Raw genomic sequence first — 16,777 nt, 5'->3', positions numbered from 1 at the left:
ATCAGTTCCCCTCGAAGACCGGCTTCTGTTTGGCCACGAAGGCCTCGTAGGCGCGATGGAAATCGCGCGTCTGCATGCAGATGGCCTGGGCCTCGGCTTCGGCCTCGATGGCCTCGTCCACGCCCATGTTCCATTCCTGGTGCAGCAGTTTCTTGGTCACGCCGTGGGCGAAGGTGGGGCCCGCGGCCAACTGCGCGGCCAGTTTGGCGGCGGCCTCCATCAGCGCGTCGGACTCGTGCAGGGCGTTGAAGAAGCCCCAGCTGGCGCCTTCCTCGGCCGTCATGGCGCGGCCGGTGTACAGCAGTTCGGAGGCGCGACCCTGGCCGATCATGCGCGGCAGCAGCGTGCAGGCGCCCATGTCGGCGCCCGCCAGGCCCACCCGCGTGAACAGGAAGGCGGTGCGCGCGGCCGGCGTGCCCAGGCGCATGTCGGAGGCCAGCGCCACCATCGCGCCGGCGCCGGCGCAGACGCCGTCCACCGCCGCCACGATCGGCTGCGGGCAGGCGCGCATGGCCTTGACCAGGTCGCCCGTCATGCGGGTGAAGTCCAGCAGCTCGGGCATGCTCATCTTGGTCAGCGGCCCGATGATTTCATGCACGTCGCCGCCGGAGCAGAAGTTGCCGCCGGCGCCCGTCACCACCACTACCTTGATGTCGGTCGCGTACACCAGCGCGCGGAACAGGTCGCGCAGCTCGGCGTAGGAATCGAAGGTCAGCGGATTCTTGCGCTCGGGCCGGTTGAGCGTGATGGTGGCGACCTTGCCGTCGGCCGACACCTGCCACAGGAACGTCCGGGCCTGGTAGCCGGCCAGCGGGCGCTTGTGGTGCTTCATGGTGTGCTCTTCGGGCTGCGTGCTCATGGTGTCTCCGTTCTGGAATCGTAGGGGTGGGCGGCGGCTCAGCCGGTCATCACTTCGCCGCCGTCGACGGCGATGGCCTGGCCGTTGATGGACGACGAGGCCGGCAGCGCCAGCCAGGCGACCGTCTCGGCCACTTCGTCGGGCTGCACCAGGCGGCCCTGCGGGTTGCGCTCGGCCAGCTTGGCGCGGGCGGCTTCCGGCGTCATGCCGGTCTTCTCGACGATATTGGCGACCGCGCCGCGCACGATGTCGGTCTCGGTATAGCCGGGGCAGACGGCGTTGACAGTGACGCCCTTCTGCGCCGTCTCCAGCGCCAGCGAGCGGGTCAGGCCGATCACGCCGTGCTTGGCCGCGCAGTAGGCGCTGACGTAGGCGTAGCCGATCAGGCCGGCGGTGCTGGCCACGTTGATGACGCGGCCCCACTTGGCGGCCAGCATGCCGGGCAAGGCCGCCTGGATGCAGTGGAAGGTGCCAGTCAGGTTGACTGCCAGCATCGACTGCCACAGCGCCGCGTCGGTGCGGTCGAAGCGCTGGCTGACGGCCTGGCCGGCGTTATTGACCAGCACCAGCACCGGACCCAGTTCGGCCTCGGCCTGGACAAAGGCCTGGCGCACCGAGGCCTCGTCGGCGATGTCGGCGCTGACCGCCTGCACCTGGCCCAGGCTGGCCAGACTGTCGACGGCCGCCTCCAGCGCGCCGCCGTCGCGGCCCAGCAGCGTGACGCGGGCGCCGCGCGCCAGCAGCGCGCGGGCGCTGGCCAGGCCGATGCCGCGGGCGCCGCCCGTCACCAGCGCGTGGCGTCCGGCCAAGGGAAGGGAGGACGTGCTCATTTGATGTCCAGTTGCGCCATGGCGGCGGCGCGTTCGAAATTGGTTTCCAGCTGGCGCTTGCCGGCGAAGTACTGGCTCGGCCAGCTCACGTCACGATAGCCCACGCGGGCCGATTCGCGCAGCGTCCAGGAGGCGTCGGCCAGATGGGGACGGGCCAGCGCGCAGAGGTCGGCGCGGCCCGAGGCGATGATGCCGTTGGCGTGGTCGGCCTCGAAGATGGCGCCCACCGCGATGGTGGGGATGCCGGCCTCGTTGCGCACGCGGTCGGCGAACGGCGTCTGGAACATGCGACCGTAGACCGGCTTTTCTTCCTTGCTGACCTGGCCCGACGAGCAGTCGATCATGTCGGCGCCAGCGGCCTTGAAGTGACGCGCGATCTCGACGGCGTCATCGGGCGTGATGCCGCCCTCGACCCAGTCGCTGGCCGAGATCCGCACCGACATCGGCTTGTCCTCGGGCCACACGGCGCGCACCGCGCGGAACACTTCCAGCGGGAAGCGCAGGCGGTTTTCCAGGCTGCCGCCGTATTCGTCGTCGCGCCGGTTGGTCAGCGGCGAGATGAAGCTGGACAGCAGATAGCCGTGGGCGCAATGCAGTTCGAGCCAGTCGAAGCCGGCGGCCTGGGCGCGGCGCGCGGCGGCCACGAAGTTGTCGCGCACGTCGTCCATGTCGGCGCGCGTCATGGCGCGCGGCGTCTGCGACACGCCTTCGATGTACGGCAGGGCCGAGGCCGACAGCAGCGGCCAGTTGCCTTCGGCGAGCGGATGGTCGATCTTCTGCCAGCCCAACTGCGTCGAGCCCTTGCGGCCGGCATGGCCCAACTGCACGCCGATGCGGGCGTCGCTGTTGCCGTGGACGAAGCCGACGATGCGGGCGAATGCCTGCTGCTGCTCGTCGTTCCACAGGCCCGGGCATCCCGGGGTGATGCGGCCGTCGGGCGAGACGCAGGTCATTTCCACCATCACCAGCCCGGCGCCGCCCATGGCGCGGGCGCCCAGGTGCACCAGGTGGAAGTCGCCCGGCACGCCGTCGGTGCAGGAATACATGGCCATCGGCGACACCAGGATGCGGTTCTTGAGCTTGACGCCGCGCGCCTGGTACGGCGTCAGCATGGGCAGTGGCGGCCGCTGGCCGGCCGGCGCCTGGGCGCCGGCATGCTCGGCGATCCAGCGCTCGAAGCCTTCCAGCCAGGCCGGATCGCGCAGCCGCAGGTTTTCGTGCGAGATGCGCTGCGAACGGGTCAGCAGCGAATAGGCGAATTGTTCGGGTTCGAGTTCGGCGTAGCGCGCCACGTTCTCGAACCACTCGGTGGAGTTGCGGGCGGCGTTCTGGATCTTCAACACTTCGACGCTGCGCACTTCCTCGTAATGCTTCAGGCCGCGCTCGACGCTGCCTTCGGCGCCGCTCAGGCAGCGCGCCAGTTCGATGGCGTCTTCCAGCGCCAGCTTGGTGCCCGAACCGATGGAGAAGTGCGCGGTGTGCGCCGCGTCGCCCATCAGCACCACCGGCACGGCGCGCTTGCCGCGGCGGGTTTCCAGCTGGTTCCAGTGGACCCAGGTGTTGCAGATGACGCGCGGGAAGCGGATCCAGATGGCCGAGCCGCGCAGATGCGAGGCGTTGCTGACCAGGGGATTGCCGTCGAGCCAGGGCGCAAACAGTTTTTCGCAGTAGGCGATGCCTTCTTCCTGGCTCATCTGCTCGATGCCGGCGGCCTGCCAGGTTTCCTCGGGCGTTTCGACGATGAAGGTCGACATGCCGTCTTCGTAGCGGTAGGCGTGCGCCTGGAACCAGCCGTGCTCGGTCTGCACGAAGGCGAAGGTGAAGGCATCGAACACCTTCTTGGTGCCGAGCCAGACGAAGCGGCAGCGGCGCTGGTCGATATCGGGATGGAAGGTGTCGGCGTAGCGGGTGCGGACCTGGCTGTTGATGCCATCGGAGGCGATGACGAGGTCGGCGTCGTATTCGCGGGCGATGGCCTGGTCGTCCTGGACGAAGTTCTCGAACACCAGTTTGACGCCAACGTCTTCGCAGCGCGCCTGCAGGATGTTGAGCAGCTTCTTGCGGCCGATGCCGATGAAGCCATGGCCGCCGCTGCGGATGCTGCGACCCTTGAAGTGGATGTCGATGTCGTCCCAGTGGTTGAAGGCGTCACCGATGGTCTGGGCGGAAACCGGATCGGCTTCGCGCAGGTTCTGCATGGTGGCATCCGAGAACACCACGCCCCAGCCAAAGGTGTCGTAGGGCCGGTTGCGCTCGATCACGGTGACTTCGTTGGCCGGGTCTTGCAGCTTCATGAGCAGGCCGAAGTAAAGGCCGGCGGGACCACCACCAATGCATACGATTTTCATTGCCGTAACGCTCCAAGAAGTGCGGCCCGGAAGCTTGGGGCGGGTCGCTGCTATTTTTAGGCCTTGATAGTTTAGGCTTGAAATATATACCTGGAATGGGAGGATCGCAAATGGGGGAAACGTGGGGGGGGATTTTGGGGACGGGTTTGGGGTGCTGAGGGGATTGGCAGTGGGGGTTGGCGTCGGTTGATCTTCGTAGGTCGCCCCTCGGTCGGGCGGACCCGATGGCGGGCGCCCACGATTGCGGTCCGGAGCGTTCGCTCCGGACTTCCCCTTCGTCATCCTCGTTGCCGCCTGCCGGCGGCTGCCTTCGGATTCCCTCGGGCGCATCGAGGTTGCCCGCCACCGGGTCCGCCCGCCCGAGGGGCTACGTGCGTCTAGGCTTGTCGCGCTGCTAGACCTGTGTGCGGGGAATGGAATCTGCGGGGCTGCCCATCGCGGCCGCGCGGGCGGCCACGATGGGCGTCTGTGCATTTGAAAGTGTGGCGGGTGCGCTGCGCGCTGGCGGTGGGCGGTTTTCTAATGATTCCGCACGTCAGGGGGAGGGGCGGTGGTGGTCGGCGCGGCGTCAAGCATTTTGCGCGGGACGACCTCTCGCGCCGACCACAAACAGGCGTGGTGCGGGCGGTGTTTCATTGGCGCATGATTGCGATGTGCCCACGCCGCCAGGCTGCTCGTGCTGACTCGGCGGCATGTTACGCATGACGCGTCCTCCCGCCGACCACAAGCCGTCGGGATGCCAACAGACTATCAATAGCAAACGGTTCAGCCGTCCCCACACGCGAGAGCGCCATCACCCCGACGCAAGACATCGCGTAAGCCGCAAAAGGCCGCCCGCGCGGCCGGCTTGCGGCGGGCCCCGCAAGACCCTCCTCTCCAGCCCCGATGTGCGCCAAAACGCCAAGCACACCGCTCGCCCCAGAGACCGTCATTACGTCTCATCGCGAGCGCGTGGCGGGGTCGGTGGGGGATGGCGGGGCGTGTAGATGCGCCCGGCGGAAACCGTAGGGAGCCGAAGGCGGACGAGGTTGAGCCCGGGGCAGTCCGGAGCGAACGCTCCGGACCGCAATCGTAGCCCCGCCATCCCCCACCGACCCCGACACGCGCGCCTTAAGAACCCCCCGCGAAAAAAAGCAAACCGCTCACCCCCTAGCCCGCAGCCACTCCTCAAGATCCCCCGCCGGCAACGGCGGCGAAAACAGAAACCCCTGCCCCGCCGCGCACCCCTGCTCGATCAGGAAGCGCCGCTGCTCCTCATTCTCGATCCCCTCTGCCACCACCGGCAGGCTGAGGCTCTCCCCGATCCGGATCACCGCGCTCGTCAGCGCCCGGGCCGCGTCATCGCTCTCCAGCCCCTGGACGAAACTGCGGTCCAGCTTCAGTTCGTCCACGATCAAGCGCCGCAAATGCCCCAGGCTGGAATAGCCCGTGCCGAAATCGTCCATCGACAGCCGCACCCCCAGGCGGTGCAGCTCCGCGATCGTGCGCAGCGTGCCCGCCGTGGCGTCGAGCACCACGCCCTCGGTGATCTCCAGCATCAGGTCCGACGCCGCCAGTCCGAACTCGGCCAGCGTCGCCGCGATCATCCGCGGCAGGTTCAGGTTGTGGAAATTGGTCGCCGACAGGTTCACCGACACCGACGGCACCCGCAGCCCGTTGTTGCGCCAGATCGACAGCTGCGAGCAGGCCTCGCGCACCGCCCAGTCGCCCAGGTCGCCGAGCAGGCCTCGCGCACCGCCCAGTCGCCCAGGTCGCCGATCAGCCCGCACTCCTCGGCCAGCGGCACGAACCGGGCCGGCGAGATATCGCCCAGCGTCGGATGGCGCCATCGGGCCAGCGCCTCCACGCCATACAGGCTGCCATTCTTCAGCCCCACCTGCGGCTGGTAGTGCAGCCGCAACGCGCGGCCCTCCAGCGCATCGCGCAACGCCGCTTCCAGTGCCAGGCGTTCCTGGGCCTGCCGGTTCATCTCGGCGCTGAAGAACGAAATGCGGTTGCGCCCGGCTGTCTTGGCCTGGTACATCGCCATGTCGGCGTGGCGCAGTAGCGTGTCCATGTCGCGGCCGTTCTCCGGGAACACGCTGATGCCGATGCTCACCGACGGGTTGAGCGTGACGCCGCCCGCCACGAACGGGTGCGACAGCGACACCAGGATATGCTCGGCCGCGGCCGTCAGGCGGCCATGCTCGAAATCGGGCATCAGCATCACGAACTCGTCGCCCGACAGGCGGCCGACAATATCCGTGGCGCGCGCCAGGCGGCGCAGGCGCTGGGCGATGTCGCGCAGCAGCGCGTCGCCGATGGGATGGCCGAGCGTGTCGTTGACCTGCTTGAAGCGGTCCAGGTCCAGGAACAGCACCGCCACGCGCTTGCGCTCGGGCTCGGCGCGGGCGATGGCCTGTTCGGCCTGGGCCAGCAGCAGGTTGCGGTTGGGCAGGCCGGTCAGTTCGTCGTAGAACGCCAGCTGGCGGATGCGGGCGCGGGCCTCTTCGCGCTCCAGCGCCAGCGCGCACAGGTACACGCATACGTCGACCAGGCGATGATGGAAATCGTCCGGCAGGCGGCGTTCGCGGAAGTAGAAGCCGAACGTGCCGATCACGCGACCGTCGCTCGACTTGATCGGCGAGGACCAGCAGGCCTTGATGTCCTCCGGCAGCGGCAAGTGGCGGTAGTTGTCCCACAGCGGGTCGGTGGCGATGTCGGGCACGATCACCGGGCGCCCCAGGAAGGCCGACGTGCCGCAGGCGCCCGCCTGCGGCCCGATGGCCTCGCCGTCCAGGGCGTCGGCGTAGGCGGGCGGCATGCTGGGCGCGGCCAGCGGGCGCAGCTTGCCGGCCTCGTCGACCCGCAGCACCGTGGCCGCGACCTCGGGCGCCAGGCGCTCGACCTCGCGACAGACCATGTTCATCACTTCCACCACCGAGGCCTCGTTGACCATGGCCTGCAGCACCCGCCGTTGCAGCACCTCGTGCACCTTGGTGGGCGTGATGTCGGTCAACACGTCGACGATGTTGACCAGCGATCCGCGTTCGTCGAACACGGAATTGGCCATGACCGACACCCATAGCGGCTTGCCGCCCCGGTCATACACCAGCACGTCCTTGTGATAGCCCTCGCGGCAGGCGATGCGGCGGTCCAGTTCCTCGCGCGTGCCGCCGTCGGGCCGGCCGCCGGCCAGCAGTTCGCCCAGCTCCTGCGCCAGCGCGTCGGCGCGCGAGAAGCCCAGCATGCGTTGGAAGCCGTCGTTGACGTAGACAATGCGGCCATCGCGGCCCGACACGGCCACGGCGTTGCCGGTTTCGTTGATGCCCAGCAGCAGCAGGCGGATTTCCTCCTGGCGCTCGGCGTCGGCGATGGACTTGCGCGAGATGACCGCGATGCGGCGGACCTCGCCGCTTTCGTCGCGCATCGGCAGATAGGTGGCCTCGATCCACACCGAGGTCCCGCTGCGCTTGCGATAGCGGCAGGTGCCCGAGAAGAACTCGCCACGACGCAGCCGCGCCCAGATCTGCTCGGCGCTGGCGATGCCCTTGCCTTCGTCCATGCTGTCGCACAGCAGGTCGTGGCGCAATCCGGCCACATCGGCGCGGGAATAGTCGAGCGCGGCCAGGAAGTTGTCGTTCGCGTTCAGGAGGGAGCCGGCGGCATCGAAGTCGAACAGCAGCAGTGCCCGGTCCATCGTCGCCAGATAGTTGCCCACCTGCCACGCGGCGCCCTGCGGGGCCACGCTCGAACCGCCTGGATGAGAATCAAGCATAAGGGGCTCCATACCGGAAGACAGCGGCTCCGGGTTCATTCAGCGCCGGGGGAATCCAAGTGCGACGCGGTCGCGTCCGTCCTGCTTGGCCAGGTACAAGGCCTGGTCCGCCCGGCTGAGCGTTTCTGAAAAGGTTTCTCCGAGCTGGTGATAGGCCATGCCGATGCTGACCGTCAGGCGCAGCACGTCGGCGCCGACATCGATGGCCAGGGCGCGCACCGCGCCGACCAGCCGGTCCATCACGCCCTGCGCCGTTTCCGGCGGCGTGGCCGGCAGCAGCACCAGGAATTCCTCGCCGCCCCAACGGCCGCACAGGTCGTATTCACGCACGCTGTGGCGCATCGCGCCGGCCAGCTCGACCAGGGCGCGGTCGCCGACTTCGTGGCCGTAGCGGTCGTTGACCGCCTTGAAGTGGTCGACGTCGAGCATGGCGACCACGAAAGCCTGGCCGCCGCGGGCCGCGCGCTGCACTTCCTGCTTGATCAGCTCCATCAGGGCGCGGCGGTTCAGCAATCCGGTCAGCGGATCGCGGCGCGACGTTTCTTCCAGCGTCGCGTTCAGGTCGCGCATCATGTTCTGGTAGTGGTCGGAGATGCGCGCAATCCGCGCCAGTCGCCGCAGCTGGCGGTCGAACTGCTCGCACAGCCCCATTTCGCGCTGGTGCGCCATGGACTGGTAGGCGTCCGACAGGTGCGTGATGCGTTCGATCCGCGACATCTGCTCGGCGGTGTGGCGCCACAGGTCCTGCAAGGCCTCGCGCAACGGATGCCCGGCGTAGGCAGGATCCGCCAGCAAGGCGGCGATGCGTTCGTCCAGCTCGGCGTTGCCGGGCTTCATTGGCGGCCGACGACCGAGAATGGGAAGGTGCAGTCTTCCTTGAATTCCTCGGCCAGCTCGCCGACGCGCTCGTTGCGCATGTCGTAGAACCAGGTCACGCTGACGCCGCGGCCCTTGGCGTGGGCGGCTTCCAGCAGGTCGAAGATGTCCATCACGGACTTGATGCTGCTGGTGTTCAGGTACAGCAACTCCAGTTCCAGGTTGAGCGGCGCCGTGCCGTTGAGCAGGTAGGCTTCCACCCACTCGATGACGGGGCCGAACAGTTCGAAGGAATTCTCCGGGTAGGAGTCGCCGCGCATCGCCAGCACGCCGGCGGCGGCGTCGGCGGTGATGGCGGGCGTGGACTGGGTCCCGGGAATGTTCAGGTCTTTCATCAATAACTCCGAAAAGGGTCTATGGCTCGCGGGCGCGGTCAGATCACGACGCTCAGGCTGAAGAAGGCCCGGCCCTCGCCCGCCGCGGGCGTCAGGCTGGCTTCCAGCGGCGCGCCGGCGCGGCGGGCGATATCGATCAGGCCCAGCCCCGCGCCCGAGGCCACGCCGGGCGTGCGCGGCTTGTGCAGCTGGGCCTTGTATTCGGCCTTCAGGGCGGCCTTGTCCAGCGCGGCCAGCTGCTGGATGCGGGCCACCAGGTTGTGGCCGTCCTCGGCCTTGACCAGGTTGCCGGCGGAGACCACGTAGCGGCTCTCGTCGCGGCGGCCGATGACCACGGTGGCGGCGGCGTCGGCGTCGCCGTTCTGCGCGGCGTACTGGCGGATGTTCTGGATCATCTCGATATACACCGAGAACACGTCCATGGCTTCGGCCGGCCGCGCATGCTCGGCGTTCAGGTAGTTCTTCAGCGCATTGCCGATTTCCTCGATCAGGCTGCGGGAGATCGGCCCGTTGAAGCACAACAGCGTGCGATTCTGGTCGAACCGCTCGCCCAATGCGTAGAGATCGGAGGCATTCATGGGAGTTACCGCCCTGATAACGATTATTCGAAACGGAAAGACAGCAAGGTAATGTCGTCGCGCTGCGGCATCTCGCCCTGGTACCGGGCCAGGGCCTCGGTAAAGGCCGCCGCCTGGTCGGTTAACGGCTGCCGCGCGTGTCTCTTGAGCATTTCGGCGAAACGCGTGTTGCCGAAGCCGAAGCCATGCTCGCCGCCGGCCTGGTCCAGGAAGCCGTCGGTCGCCAGGTAATAGGTCCAACCCGGCTCCATGCGCAATTCGATGTTCTGGTAAGTCCCGATCCGCTTGTCGCCCAGCGCGCGCTTGCCCCCGGGCACTTCGCGCAGGGTCTCGCCGTCGCTGGCGTACAGGCTGATCTTGGCGCCGGCATACCGCAAGCTGCCGGATTGGCGGTCAATATATACCAGCCCCGCGTCCGTGTTGGTGGCCAGCGCCCGCGGCAGCTGGGCGTCGGCCAACATGGCGCGGATGGCGCTGTCGGTGCGCGTCAGGATGCCGGCCGGATCGGCCGGGCCGGCCTCGGTGATCGCTAGGTCGATGGCGGCGCGCGCCAGCATGGTCATCAGCGCGCCCGGCACGCCGTGGCCGGCGCAGTCCATGATGCCCAGCAGGCAGTTGGCGCCGTCCGAGCGGAACACGTAGAAATCGCCGCCGACCACGTCGCGCGGCTTCCACAGCACGAAGTGGTGGGCGCCGAGCGACTGCGTCAGCTGGCGGTCGGGCAGGATGGCGCGCTGGATCAGGCTGGCGTAGTCGATGGAATCGCCGATCTTCTTGTGCGCGGCGGCCATGGCGCGGTTGGCGTCCTCCAGCTCGGAGGTGCGCTCGCGCACCTTGCTCTCGAGCTCGGCGGTGTGCTGGCGCACCTTGTCGGCCATGACGCCGAAGGCGCGGCTCAGGTCGCCGATCTCGTCCTGTCCGCCCGGCGGCAGGCGCACGTCGTAGCTGCCGTTGGCGATGGCGCGGGCCGATTGCTGCAGGCGGCGCAGCGGCCGCAGCATCAGGCGCTCGATGGCATAGCCGAAGCACAGCAGCAGGGCCGCGAACAGCAGCACCAGGCCGATGGCGGCCGGCCACAGCCAATCGGTGTCCAGCACCCGGGCCGCGCCCAGGTCGACCACCGTCAGCACGTGCCAGTGCAGCTCGGGCATGTAGGCCACCGACACCAGCTGGCGCACGCCGTCGATCGAGACCCAGGCCGACTGCACCGATTGCGGGTCGGCCTGGGCCGCATGCAATGCCGAGCGCAGTTCGTCGCGGCCGCTGCCGGGGTCGAGCAGGTTGAACACCATGCCGTGGCCGCTGGCCCCTTGCGTGCCGCTGGCGCCCGAGTTGTAGGCGATCAGCGTCGGATCCATGTGCGCCTGGATCGCGCCATCCTCGTCGACAATGATGGGTGTCACGCCGGGCTGGCCGCTGTTGACGAAGTCGCGCAGGAAGCCGCCCACGTCCAGGCCCGCGCCGGTCAGGCCGATGACCTTGTCGCCGTCGCGCACCTGTACGTTGATCCAGACCCGCGTGGTCTTGAGCTTGAGGTCCGGATTGACGTTGATGTTGTAGCGCGCGCCCGCCTTGAGCGAGTTGTAGAACCAGCCGTCGTCGGCCGCCTGGCGGCTGAGCGTGTAGCGCGGCGCTTCCGACAGCGGCTGGTCGTCGTTGAAGTAGTAATGGCCGGTGGCGGCGCTGGCGATGAAATAGGCCCGGCCCAGCAAGTCGCGGCGGTAGCCGTCGGCCTCGCGGAAGAACAGTTCGCGCGCGGCCGGGTCGCTTTCATTGCGCAGCCAGCGGCGCGTGACCTCGCTGTCGGCCAGCCGCTGCGACAGCGCCAGCTCGCGCGACACCGGGGCCAGGATGCGCTGGCGGTTCAGCTGCGTGAAGTTGTCGGCGAAGGCGCGGCCGAAGTGATCGCGCACACCGTCCAGCACCTGCCAGCCGATCAGCGCGGCCGGCGCCAGCGCGACCAGGCAGGCCAGCAACAGCGCCATCAATGATTTTTTGCGCAAACCCCATTTCGCCATGCGAAGTCTTCCCTGACAGCTTGTTAAGACGTGACGCATCCACGCGGTACGCACGGCGCGCTAAGTGTAGAGAACCACGGGATGAATGGAAACAGGCGTAAACACGCGGATTTGCCAAAGGTCAGCCTATTTACTGCCGATCCGGACAAACCTCGCGTTTATTGCGTTTTATATCGAAAGAAACACCGCGGCCCGCGCCGCATTTGCGGCTTTCGCGCTACACGCCCAGGTAGCGTTCCCACAGGCCGCGGTCGGCATCGAGCGCCGCGGAGTCGCCCGTCCAGACCACCTTGCCGCGTTCCAGGATGACGTGGCGGTCGGCCAGGCTCAACAGGCGCTCGACGTACTTGTCGATCACCAGGATGGTCTGGCCGGCCTGGCGCAAGCGCGCCAGGCAGTTCCAGATCTCTTCGCGGATCTTGGGCGCCAGGCCCTCGGTGGCCTCGTCCAGGATCAAGAGGCGCGGGTTGGTGACCAGCGCGCGGCCGATGGCCAGCATCTGCTGCTCGCCGCCCGAGAGCTGGTTGCCCATGTTGCGGGCGCGCTCGCCCAGTCGCGGGAACAGTTCGAACACGCGCTCGGGCGTCCACGGCTCGCCGATGGCGGGATTGCGCGCGGCCACGAAGGCCGTCAGGTGCTCGCGCACCGTCAGGTTGGGAAAGCACTGGCGCCCCTCGGGCACGATGGCCATGCCGGTGCGGGCGATGCGGTCCGGGCTCCAGCCGCTGATGTCCTGGTCGGCGAAATGGATCCTGCCACCGCGCAGCGGCAGCTGGCCGAACAGCGTGCGCAACAGCGTGGTCTTGCCCATGCCGTTGCGGCCCAGCAGCGTCACCACCTGGCCCGCGCCGATCTGCAGGTCCACGCCGAACAACACCTGGCTGGCGCCGTAGCCGCTCTGGGCCGATTCAATGCTGAGCATCAGGCAGTCTCCTGGCGCGCGGGCGCCGTCTCGTCGTCACCCAGATAGGCCTGGCGCACGTCCGGGTTGGCGCGGATCTCGTCCGGCGTGCCGGTGGCGATCACACGGCCGTAGACCAGCACCGAGATGCGGTCGGCCAGCCGGAACACCGCCTGCATGTCGTGCTCGACCAGCAGCATGGCGGCGCGGCCGCGCAGGGATTCGATCAGGTCGGTCAGGCGCAGGGTCTCGTCGGGCCCCATGCCGGCCATGGGTTCGTCCAGCAGCAGCACGCGCGGCCGCGCGGCCAGGGCCAGCGCGAACTCCACCTTGCGCTGTTCGCCGTGCGGCAGGGTGCCGGCGGCGCGGCCCAGCAGGCTGGCGTCGATGGCGCATTCGCGCGCCAGTTCGCGGGCCTGCTCGTACAGGGCCGACTCGGCGGCGCGCGGCTTCCAGAAGCGGAAACTGCTGCCGGCATGGGCCTGCACCGCCAGCACCAGGTTGTCCAGCACGCTGGACTGCTTGAAGATGTTGGTGATCTGGTACGAGCGCGACAGGCCCGCCGCCACGCGCTGGTGCGCGTTCATGGCGGTGACGTCGCGGCCGTCCACGGCCAGCGAACCGGAATCGGCCGCCAGCGTGCCGGACAGCAGGTGGATCAGGGTCGACTTGCCGGCGCCATTGGGGCCGATCAGGGCGTGGATCTCGCCCGGGTTCAACGAAATCGAGACGTTGTCGGTGGCCACCAGCGCGCCGAAGCGGCGCACCAGGTTGCTGGCCTGCAGGGCGGGCGCCTGCGTGGGAGTATGCGTCTGGTTCATGATCCCGCCTTGCCGGTTTGCGTGGCGGCGCGACCGCCGAACAGCGGGCCGAGCAGGCCCACCAGGCCGCGCGGCGCGCCGAACACCACGCACAGCAGCAGCACGCCCAGCGGCAGGTGCCAGTATTCGGTCCACTGGCGCAGCACTTCCTCCAGCACCAGCATCACCACCGCGCCGGCCACGCCGCCGTAGCGCAGGCCGATGCCGCCCACCAGCACCATGATCAGCAGGTTGGCCGACTGGGTCCAGTGCATCAGGCTGGGCGAGATGAACAGGTTGTGGTTGGCCAGCAGCGCGCCGGCCAGCCCGGCCACCGCGCCGCTGAGCGTGAAGGCCGTGAGCTTGATGCGGTAGACCGGATAGCCCATGGATTCCATGCGCGACTCGTTTTCACGGATGCCCTGCAGCGCGGTGCCGAAGCGCGACAGCGTCACCCGCCCGAACAGCCACATCATCACGGCGAAGATCACCAGCACCAGGTAGTAGAACGCCACGTCGTTGGCCAGGTCGATGCCCGGCAGCGACGAGTAGCCCGGCAGGTTCAGGCCGTCCTCGCCGCCGTACTGGCGCAGCGAGATGAAGATGTAGAACAGCATCTGCGCGAACGCCAGCGTGATCATGATGAAGTACACGCCACGGGTGCGCAGCGAGATCGCGCCCGTGATGAAGGCCAGCAGCGCCGCCAGCAGCATCGCCACCGGCCACGACACCAGCGCCGAGGTCACGCCCGACATCGCCAGGATGCCGACCGCATAGGCGCCGGCGCCGAAGAAGGCCGCGTGGCCCAGCGCCACCATGCCGCCGTAGCCCAGGATCAGGTTCAGGCTGGTGGCGGCCAGCGCGTAGATCAGCACGCGCCGCACGAAGGAGATATAGAAATCCAGGCCAAGCGCCGGCGCCACCAGCGGGAACAGCGCCAGCGCGGCCAGCAGGGCCAGGGTCCAGAGGATCGAAGCAGTCCGCATCATCAGCCTCGCGCCGGAAACAGGCCGGAAGGCCGGAACACCAGGACCGCCGCCATCAGCACGTAGATGGCGATGGCCGCCAGCGTCGGGCCGACGCTGGAAGCGACCGCGGGCGAGAACACCTGGCGCAGCAGCATCGGCAGGAAAGCGCGCCCGGCGGTATCGACCATGCCCACCAGCAGCGCGCCGACGAAGGCGCCGCGGATCGAGCCGATGCCGCCGATGACGATGCACACCAGCACCAGGATCAGGATTTCCTCGCCCATGCCGACCTGCACCGAGGTGATCGGGCCCAGCAGCGCGCCGGCCACGGCCGCCAGCATGGCGCCCAGCACGAACACGCCCAGGAACAGCAGCGGCACGCGCACGCCCATCAGGGTGGCCATCTGCCGGTTCGAGGCGCCGGCACGCACCAGCACGCCGGCGCGGGTGCGCGTCACGAACCAGTACAGCCCGACGGCCGAGGCCACGCCGAAGACGATGATCATCAGGCGGTAGGCCGGATACAGCAGGTCGGGCAGCAGGCGCACCGGCCCGGACAGCAGCGCCGGCATGTTCAGCATGACCGGGGCCGGGCCCCAGATCATCTTGACCAGGTCATTGGCGATGAGGATGACGGCGTAGGTGCCCAGCACCTGCGCCAGGTGGTCGCGCAGCGCCAGGCGGCGGATCAGCGTCAGTTCCAGCGCCACCCCGACCAGGCCGGTGGCGACGGCGGCCACCAACACGGCGGCGGTGAAGGACCCCGTGCGCTGCATGGTTTCGGCGGCGACATAGGCGCCTGCCATATAGAGCGAGCCGTGCGCCAGATTCATGATGTCCATGATGCCGAACACCAGGGTCAGCCCGGCCGCGATCAGAAACAACATCAACCCAAACTGCAGACCGTTCAGCAATTGCTCGACGATGAGCGTGAACGTCATGAAAAATCCCCTCTGCTGTAGACCCGCCCCAGCAGCGCTGCGCGCTTGCCCCTCAAGGGGCGTCGCGACGGACCGCCGAAGCCGGATCCGCGCGACCCCGCGGGGTCGGGCTACATCGTGTAGCCGCGACGCTTTACGCGTCCCGCCGCCTTTTATAGTTTGCAGTCGCCGACGTAGACGTCCTGGTACTTGTCGAACACCTTGCCGACCAGCTTGTTGGTGATGCGGCCGCTGGCGTCCTTGTCGACCACGCGCAGGTAGTAGGCCTGGATCGGGTAGTGGTTCTTGCCGTAGGTGTAGCTGCCGCGCACCGAGGGGTAGTCGGCCTTGGCCAGCGCCTTGACGATGGCGTCGCGGTCGGAGGCCTTGCCGCCGGCCTGCTTGACGGCGGCGTCCATGGCCATGATGACGTCATACGCCTGGGCGGCGTACACCGACGGGTAGCGGCCGTTGTATTCCTTGCGGAAGGCCTCGACGAACGCCTTGTTCTGCGGCACGTCCAGGTCATGCGCCCACTGCGCCGTGTTGTACATGCCCAGCATCGGCTCGCCCACGGCCTGGATCACGTCCTCGTCGGCCGAGAAGCCCGGGCCGATCAGCTTGACGCTCTGCGACAGGCCGGCCGACACGAACTGCTTGACGAAGTTGATGCCCATGCCGCCCGGCAGGAAGATGTAGACCGCGTCCGGCTTGGCGGCGCGGATCTGGGCGATTTCGGCGGCGTAGTCGATCTGGCCCAGCTTGGTGTAGACCTCGTCGCCCGGGGCGGTCTTGTAGCCGCGCTTGAAGCCGGCCAGCGCGTCCTTGCCGGCCGGGTAGTCCGGGGCCATGATGAACATCTTCTTGAAGCCGCGGTCGGCCGCGACCTTGCCGGCGGCTTCGTGGAAGGCGTCGTTCTGGTAGGACGAACCGAACCAGTAGTTGTTGCACTGGGCGCCGGCGAACTGGCTGGGGCCCGGGTTGTTGGACAGGTACGGCACCTTGGCGGCGAACAGCGCGGGGCCGACGGCCAGCGCCACGTTCGAGCCGATCGGGCCGGTGAAGAAATCGACCTTGTCGCGCTGGATGTAGCGCGTGACCAATTGGCGCGCCTGGTCCGGGTTGCCGCCCATGTCGGTCTGCAGGAATTCGGCGGGCTGGCCGCCCAGCTTGCTGCCCAGTTGCTTGATGGCCAGGTTGAAGCCGTCGCGGGCTTCGGCGCCCAGGGCCGAGAACGGGCCGGAAATGTCATTCGCGATGCCGACCTTGACCGGATCGGCGTGCGCCAGTGCCGGAACCAACGCGGCGGCGGCAACGAGGGAAGTGATGAAACGCATGGTGGTGTGCTCCGTGCGCGAGCCGCGCAGAGGGTGTTTTTCTGGGATTGCGATTCGAAGGACTTCTATGCCCGGCCTGCCGGCCCGTTCAGGCGGCGCGTCAGACCGGCGCCCGCAGCAGCCGATCCCGTGGTACGGCAAGGGGAGAACTGGCGTGGTTCATAGTTTAGGTTTAAAGTATCCGGCAAAACAAGTCTAGGGTTTTTACCAGTGACTCACGAATACAGACCTCTCCACGCATTCCCGGTAA

The 16,777-nt window shown here is 68.0% G+C and carries 14 protein-coding genes; all 14 read right to left on the bottom strand.

Features of this window, described 5'->3' with window-relative positions; genetic code table 11:
* Window position 1: 1 nt before the first annotated feature.
* Window positions 2–859 (bottom strand): enoyl-CoA hydratase family protein, encoded by an 858-nt coding sequence (locus tag AC6CR5_RS23135; protein WP_020925306.1) that lies wholly within the window; start codon window positions 857–859, stop codon window positions 2–4.
* Between the two features lie 38 nt (window positions 860–897).
* Window positions 898–1,689 carry an SDR family NAD(P)-dependent oxidoreductase gene (locus AC6CR5_RS23130; RefSeq protein ID WP_020925307.1) on the bottom strand — a complete coding sequence of 264 codons (792 nt, stop codon included), beginning with the start codon at window positions 1,687–1,689 and terminating at the stop codon, window positions 898–900.
* Window positions 1,686–4,037, bottom strand: coding sequence for a bifunctional salicylyl-CoA 5-hydroxylase/oxidoreductase (locus AC6CR5_RS23125; RefSeq protein WP_006388556.1), 2,352 nt, complete (start codon window positions 4,035–4,037; stop codon window positions 1,686–1,688). Before AC6CR5_RS23125 ends, AC6CR5_RS23130 begins: the two co-directional genes overlap by 4 nt.
* Before the next feature lie 1,142 nt (window positions 4,038–5,179).
* A complete protein-coding gene (locus AC6CR5_RS23120; RefSeq protein ID WP_498084998.1) occupies window positions 5,180–5,734 on the bottom strand; it encodes an EAL domain-containing protein in 555 nt (184 codons plus the stop codon).
* Complete coding sequence (locus AC6CR5_RS23115) at window positions 5,665–7,794, bottom strand: sensor domain-containing protein (RefSeq protein WP_498084997.1); 2,130 nt, start codon at window positions 7,792–7,794, stop codon at window positions 5,665–5,667. The genes AC6CR5_RS23120 and AC6CR5_RS23115 overlap by 70 nt, the downstream gene beginning before the upstream one ends.
* Window positions 7,795–7,833: 39 nt before the next feature.
* On the bottom strand, window positions 7,834–8,631 hold the full coding sequence (siaD, locus tag AC6CR5_RS23110) for a biofilm regulation diguanylate cyclase SiaD (RefSeq protein ID WP_006388554.1): 798 nt from the start codon (window positions 8,629–8,631) through the stop codon (window positions 7,834–7,836).
* Window positions 8,628–9,005, bottom strand: coding sequence for a biofilm regulation phosphoprotein SiaC (gene siaC / locus AC6CR5_RS23105; protein ID WP_006388553.1), 378 nt, complete (start codon window positions 9,003–9,005; stop codon window positions 8,628–8,630). Before siaC ends, siaD begins: the two co-directional genes overlap by 4 nt.
* Window positions 9,006–9,043: 38 nt before the next feature.
* Window positions 9,044–9,583, bottom strand: a complete 540-nt coding sequence (gene siaB, locus AC6CR5_RS23100) for a biofilm regulation protein kinase SiaB (RefSeq protein WP_006388552.1) — start codon at window positions 9,581–9,583, stop codon at window positions 9,044–9,046.
* Between the two features lie 23 nt (window positions 9,584–9,606).
* Complete coding sequence (siaA, locus tag AC6CR5_RS23095; protein WP_200903989.1) at window positions 9,607–11,601, bottom strand: biofilm regulation protein phosphatase SiaA; 1,995 nt, start codon at window positions 11,599–11,601, stop codon at window positions 9,607–9,609.
* A gap of 217 nt (window positions 11,602–11,818) precedes the next feature.
* A complete protein-coding gene (locus tag AC6CR5_RS23090) occupies window positions 11,819–12,523 on the bottom strand; it encodes an ABC transporter ATP-binding protein (protein ID WP_006388550.1) in 705 nt (234 codons plus the stop codon).
* Window positions 12,523–13,323 carry an ABC transporter ATP-binding protein gene (locus tag AC6CR5_RS23085; RefSeq protein ID WP_058665353.1) on the bottom strand — a complete coding sequence of 267 codons (801 nt, stop codon included), beginning with the start codon at window positions 13,321–13,323 and terminating at the stop codon, window positions 12,523–12,525. Before AC6CR5_RS23085 ends, AC6CR5_RS23090 begins: the two co-directional genes overlap by 1 nt.
* Complete coding sequence (locus AC6CR5_RS23080; protein ID WP_006388548.1) at window positions 13,320–14,291, bottom strand: branched-chain amino acid ABC transporter permease; 972 nt, start codon at window positions 14,289–14,291, stop codon at window positions 13,320–13,322. The genes AC6CR5_RS23085 and AC6CR5_RS23080 overlap by 4 nt, the downstream gene beginning before the upstream one ends.
* Entirely contained in the window at window positions 14,291–15,211 is a 921-nt protein-coding gene (locus AC6CR5_RS23075; protein ID WP_006388547.1) for a branched-chain amino acid ABC transporter permease, read from the bottom strand. Before AC6CR5_RS23075 ends, AC6CR5_RS23080 begins: the two co-directional genes overlap by 1 nt.
* A 152-nt stretch (window positions 15,212–15,363) precedes the next feature.
* A complete protein-coding gene (locus AC6CR5_RS23070) occupies window positions 15,364–16,527 on the bottom strand; it encodes an ABC transporter substrate-binding protein (RefSeq protein WP_006388546.1) in 1,164 nt (387 codons plus the stop codon).
* Window positions 16,528–16,777 lie beyond the last annotated feature (250 nt).

It is taken from the genome of Achromobacter sp. EG18, assembly GCF_059759395.1.
The sequence above is the reverse complement of the archived record's forward strand: the minus strand, read 5'-3'. Positions and strand labels throughout refer to the sequence as shown.

What these genes read in the sequence shown, in the direction of transcription:
- siaB (WP_006388552.1), bottom strand. Translation starts at nt 9,583, where the DNA reads ATGAATGCCTCCGATCTCTACGCATTGGGCGAGCGGTTCGACCAGAAT.
- AC6CR5_RS23085 (WP_058665353.1), bottom strand. Translation starts at nt 13,323, where the DNA reads ATGAACCAGACGCATACTCCCACGCAGGCGCCCGCCCTGCAGGCCAGC.
- siaD (WP_006388554.1), bottom strand. Translation starts at nt 8,631, where the DNA reads ATGAAGCCCGGCAACGCCGAGCTGGACGAACGCATCGCCGCCTTGCTG.
- AC6CR5_RS23135 (WP_020925306.1), bottom strand. Translation starts at nt 859, where the DNA reads ATGAGCACGCAGCCCGAAGAGCACACCATGAAGCACCACAAGCGCCCG.
- AC6CR5_RS23070 (WP_006388546.1), bottom strand. Translation starts at nt 16,527, where the DNA reads ATGCGTTTCATCACTTCCCTCGTTGCCGCCGCCGCGTTGGTTCCGGCA.
- AC6CR5_RS23080 (WP_006388548.1), bottom strand. Translation starts at nt 14,291, where the DNA reads ATGATGCGGACTGCTTCGATCCTCTGGACCCTGGCCCTGCTGGCCGCG.
- AC6CR5_RS23090 (WP_006388550.1), bottom strand. Translation starts at nt 12,523, where the DNA reads ATGCTCAGCATTGAATCGGCCCAGAGCGGCTACGGCGCCAGCCAGGTG.
- AC6CR5_RS23075 (WP_006388547.1), bottom strand. Translation starts at nt 15,211, where the DNA reads ATGACGTTCACGCTCATCGTCGAGCAATTGCTGAACGGTCTGCAGTTT.
- siaC (WP_006388553.1), bottom strand. Translation starts at nt 9,005, where the DNA reads ATGAAAGACCTGAACATTCCCGGGACCCAGTCCACGCCCGCCATCACC.
- AC6CR5_RS23115 (WP_498084997.1), bottom strand. Translation starts at nt 7,794, where the DNA reads ATGCTTGATTCTCATCCAGGCGGTTCGAGCGTGGCCCCGCAGGGCGCC.
- AC6CR5_RS23130 (WP_020925307.1), bottom strand. Translation starts at nt 1,689, where the DNA reads ATGAGCACGTCCTCCCTTCCCTTGGCCGGACGCCACGCGCTGGTGACG.
- siaA (WP_200903989.1), bottom strand. Translation starts at nt 11,601, where the DNA reads ATGGCGAAATGGGGTTTGCGCAAAAAATCATTGATGGCGCTGTTGCTG.
- AC6CR5_RS23125 (WP_006388556.1), bottom strand. Translation starts at nt 4,037, where the DNA reads ATGAAAATCGTATGCATTGGTGGTGGTCCCGCCGGCCTTTACTTCGGC.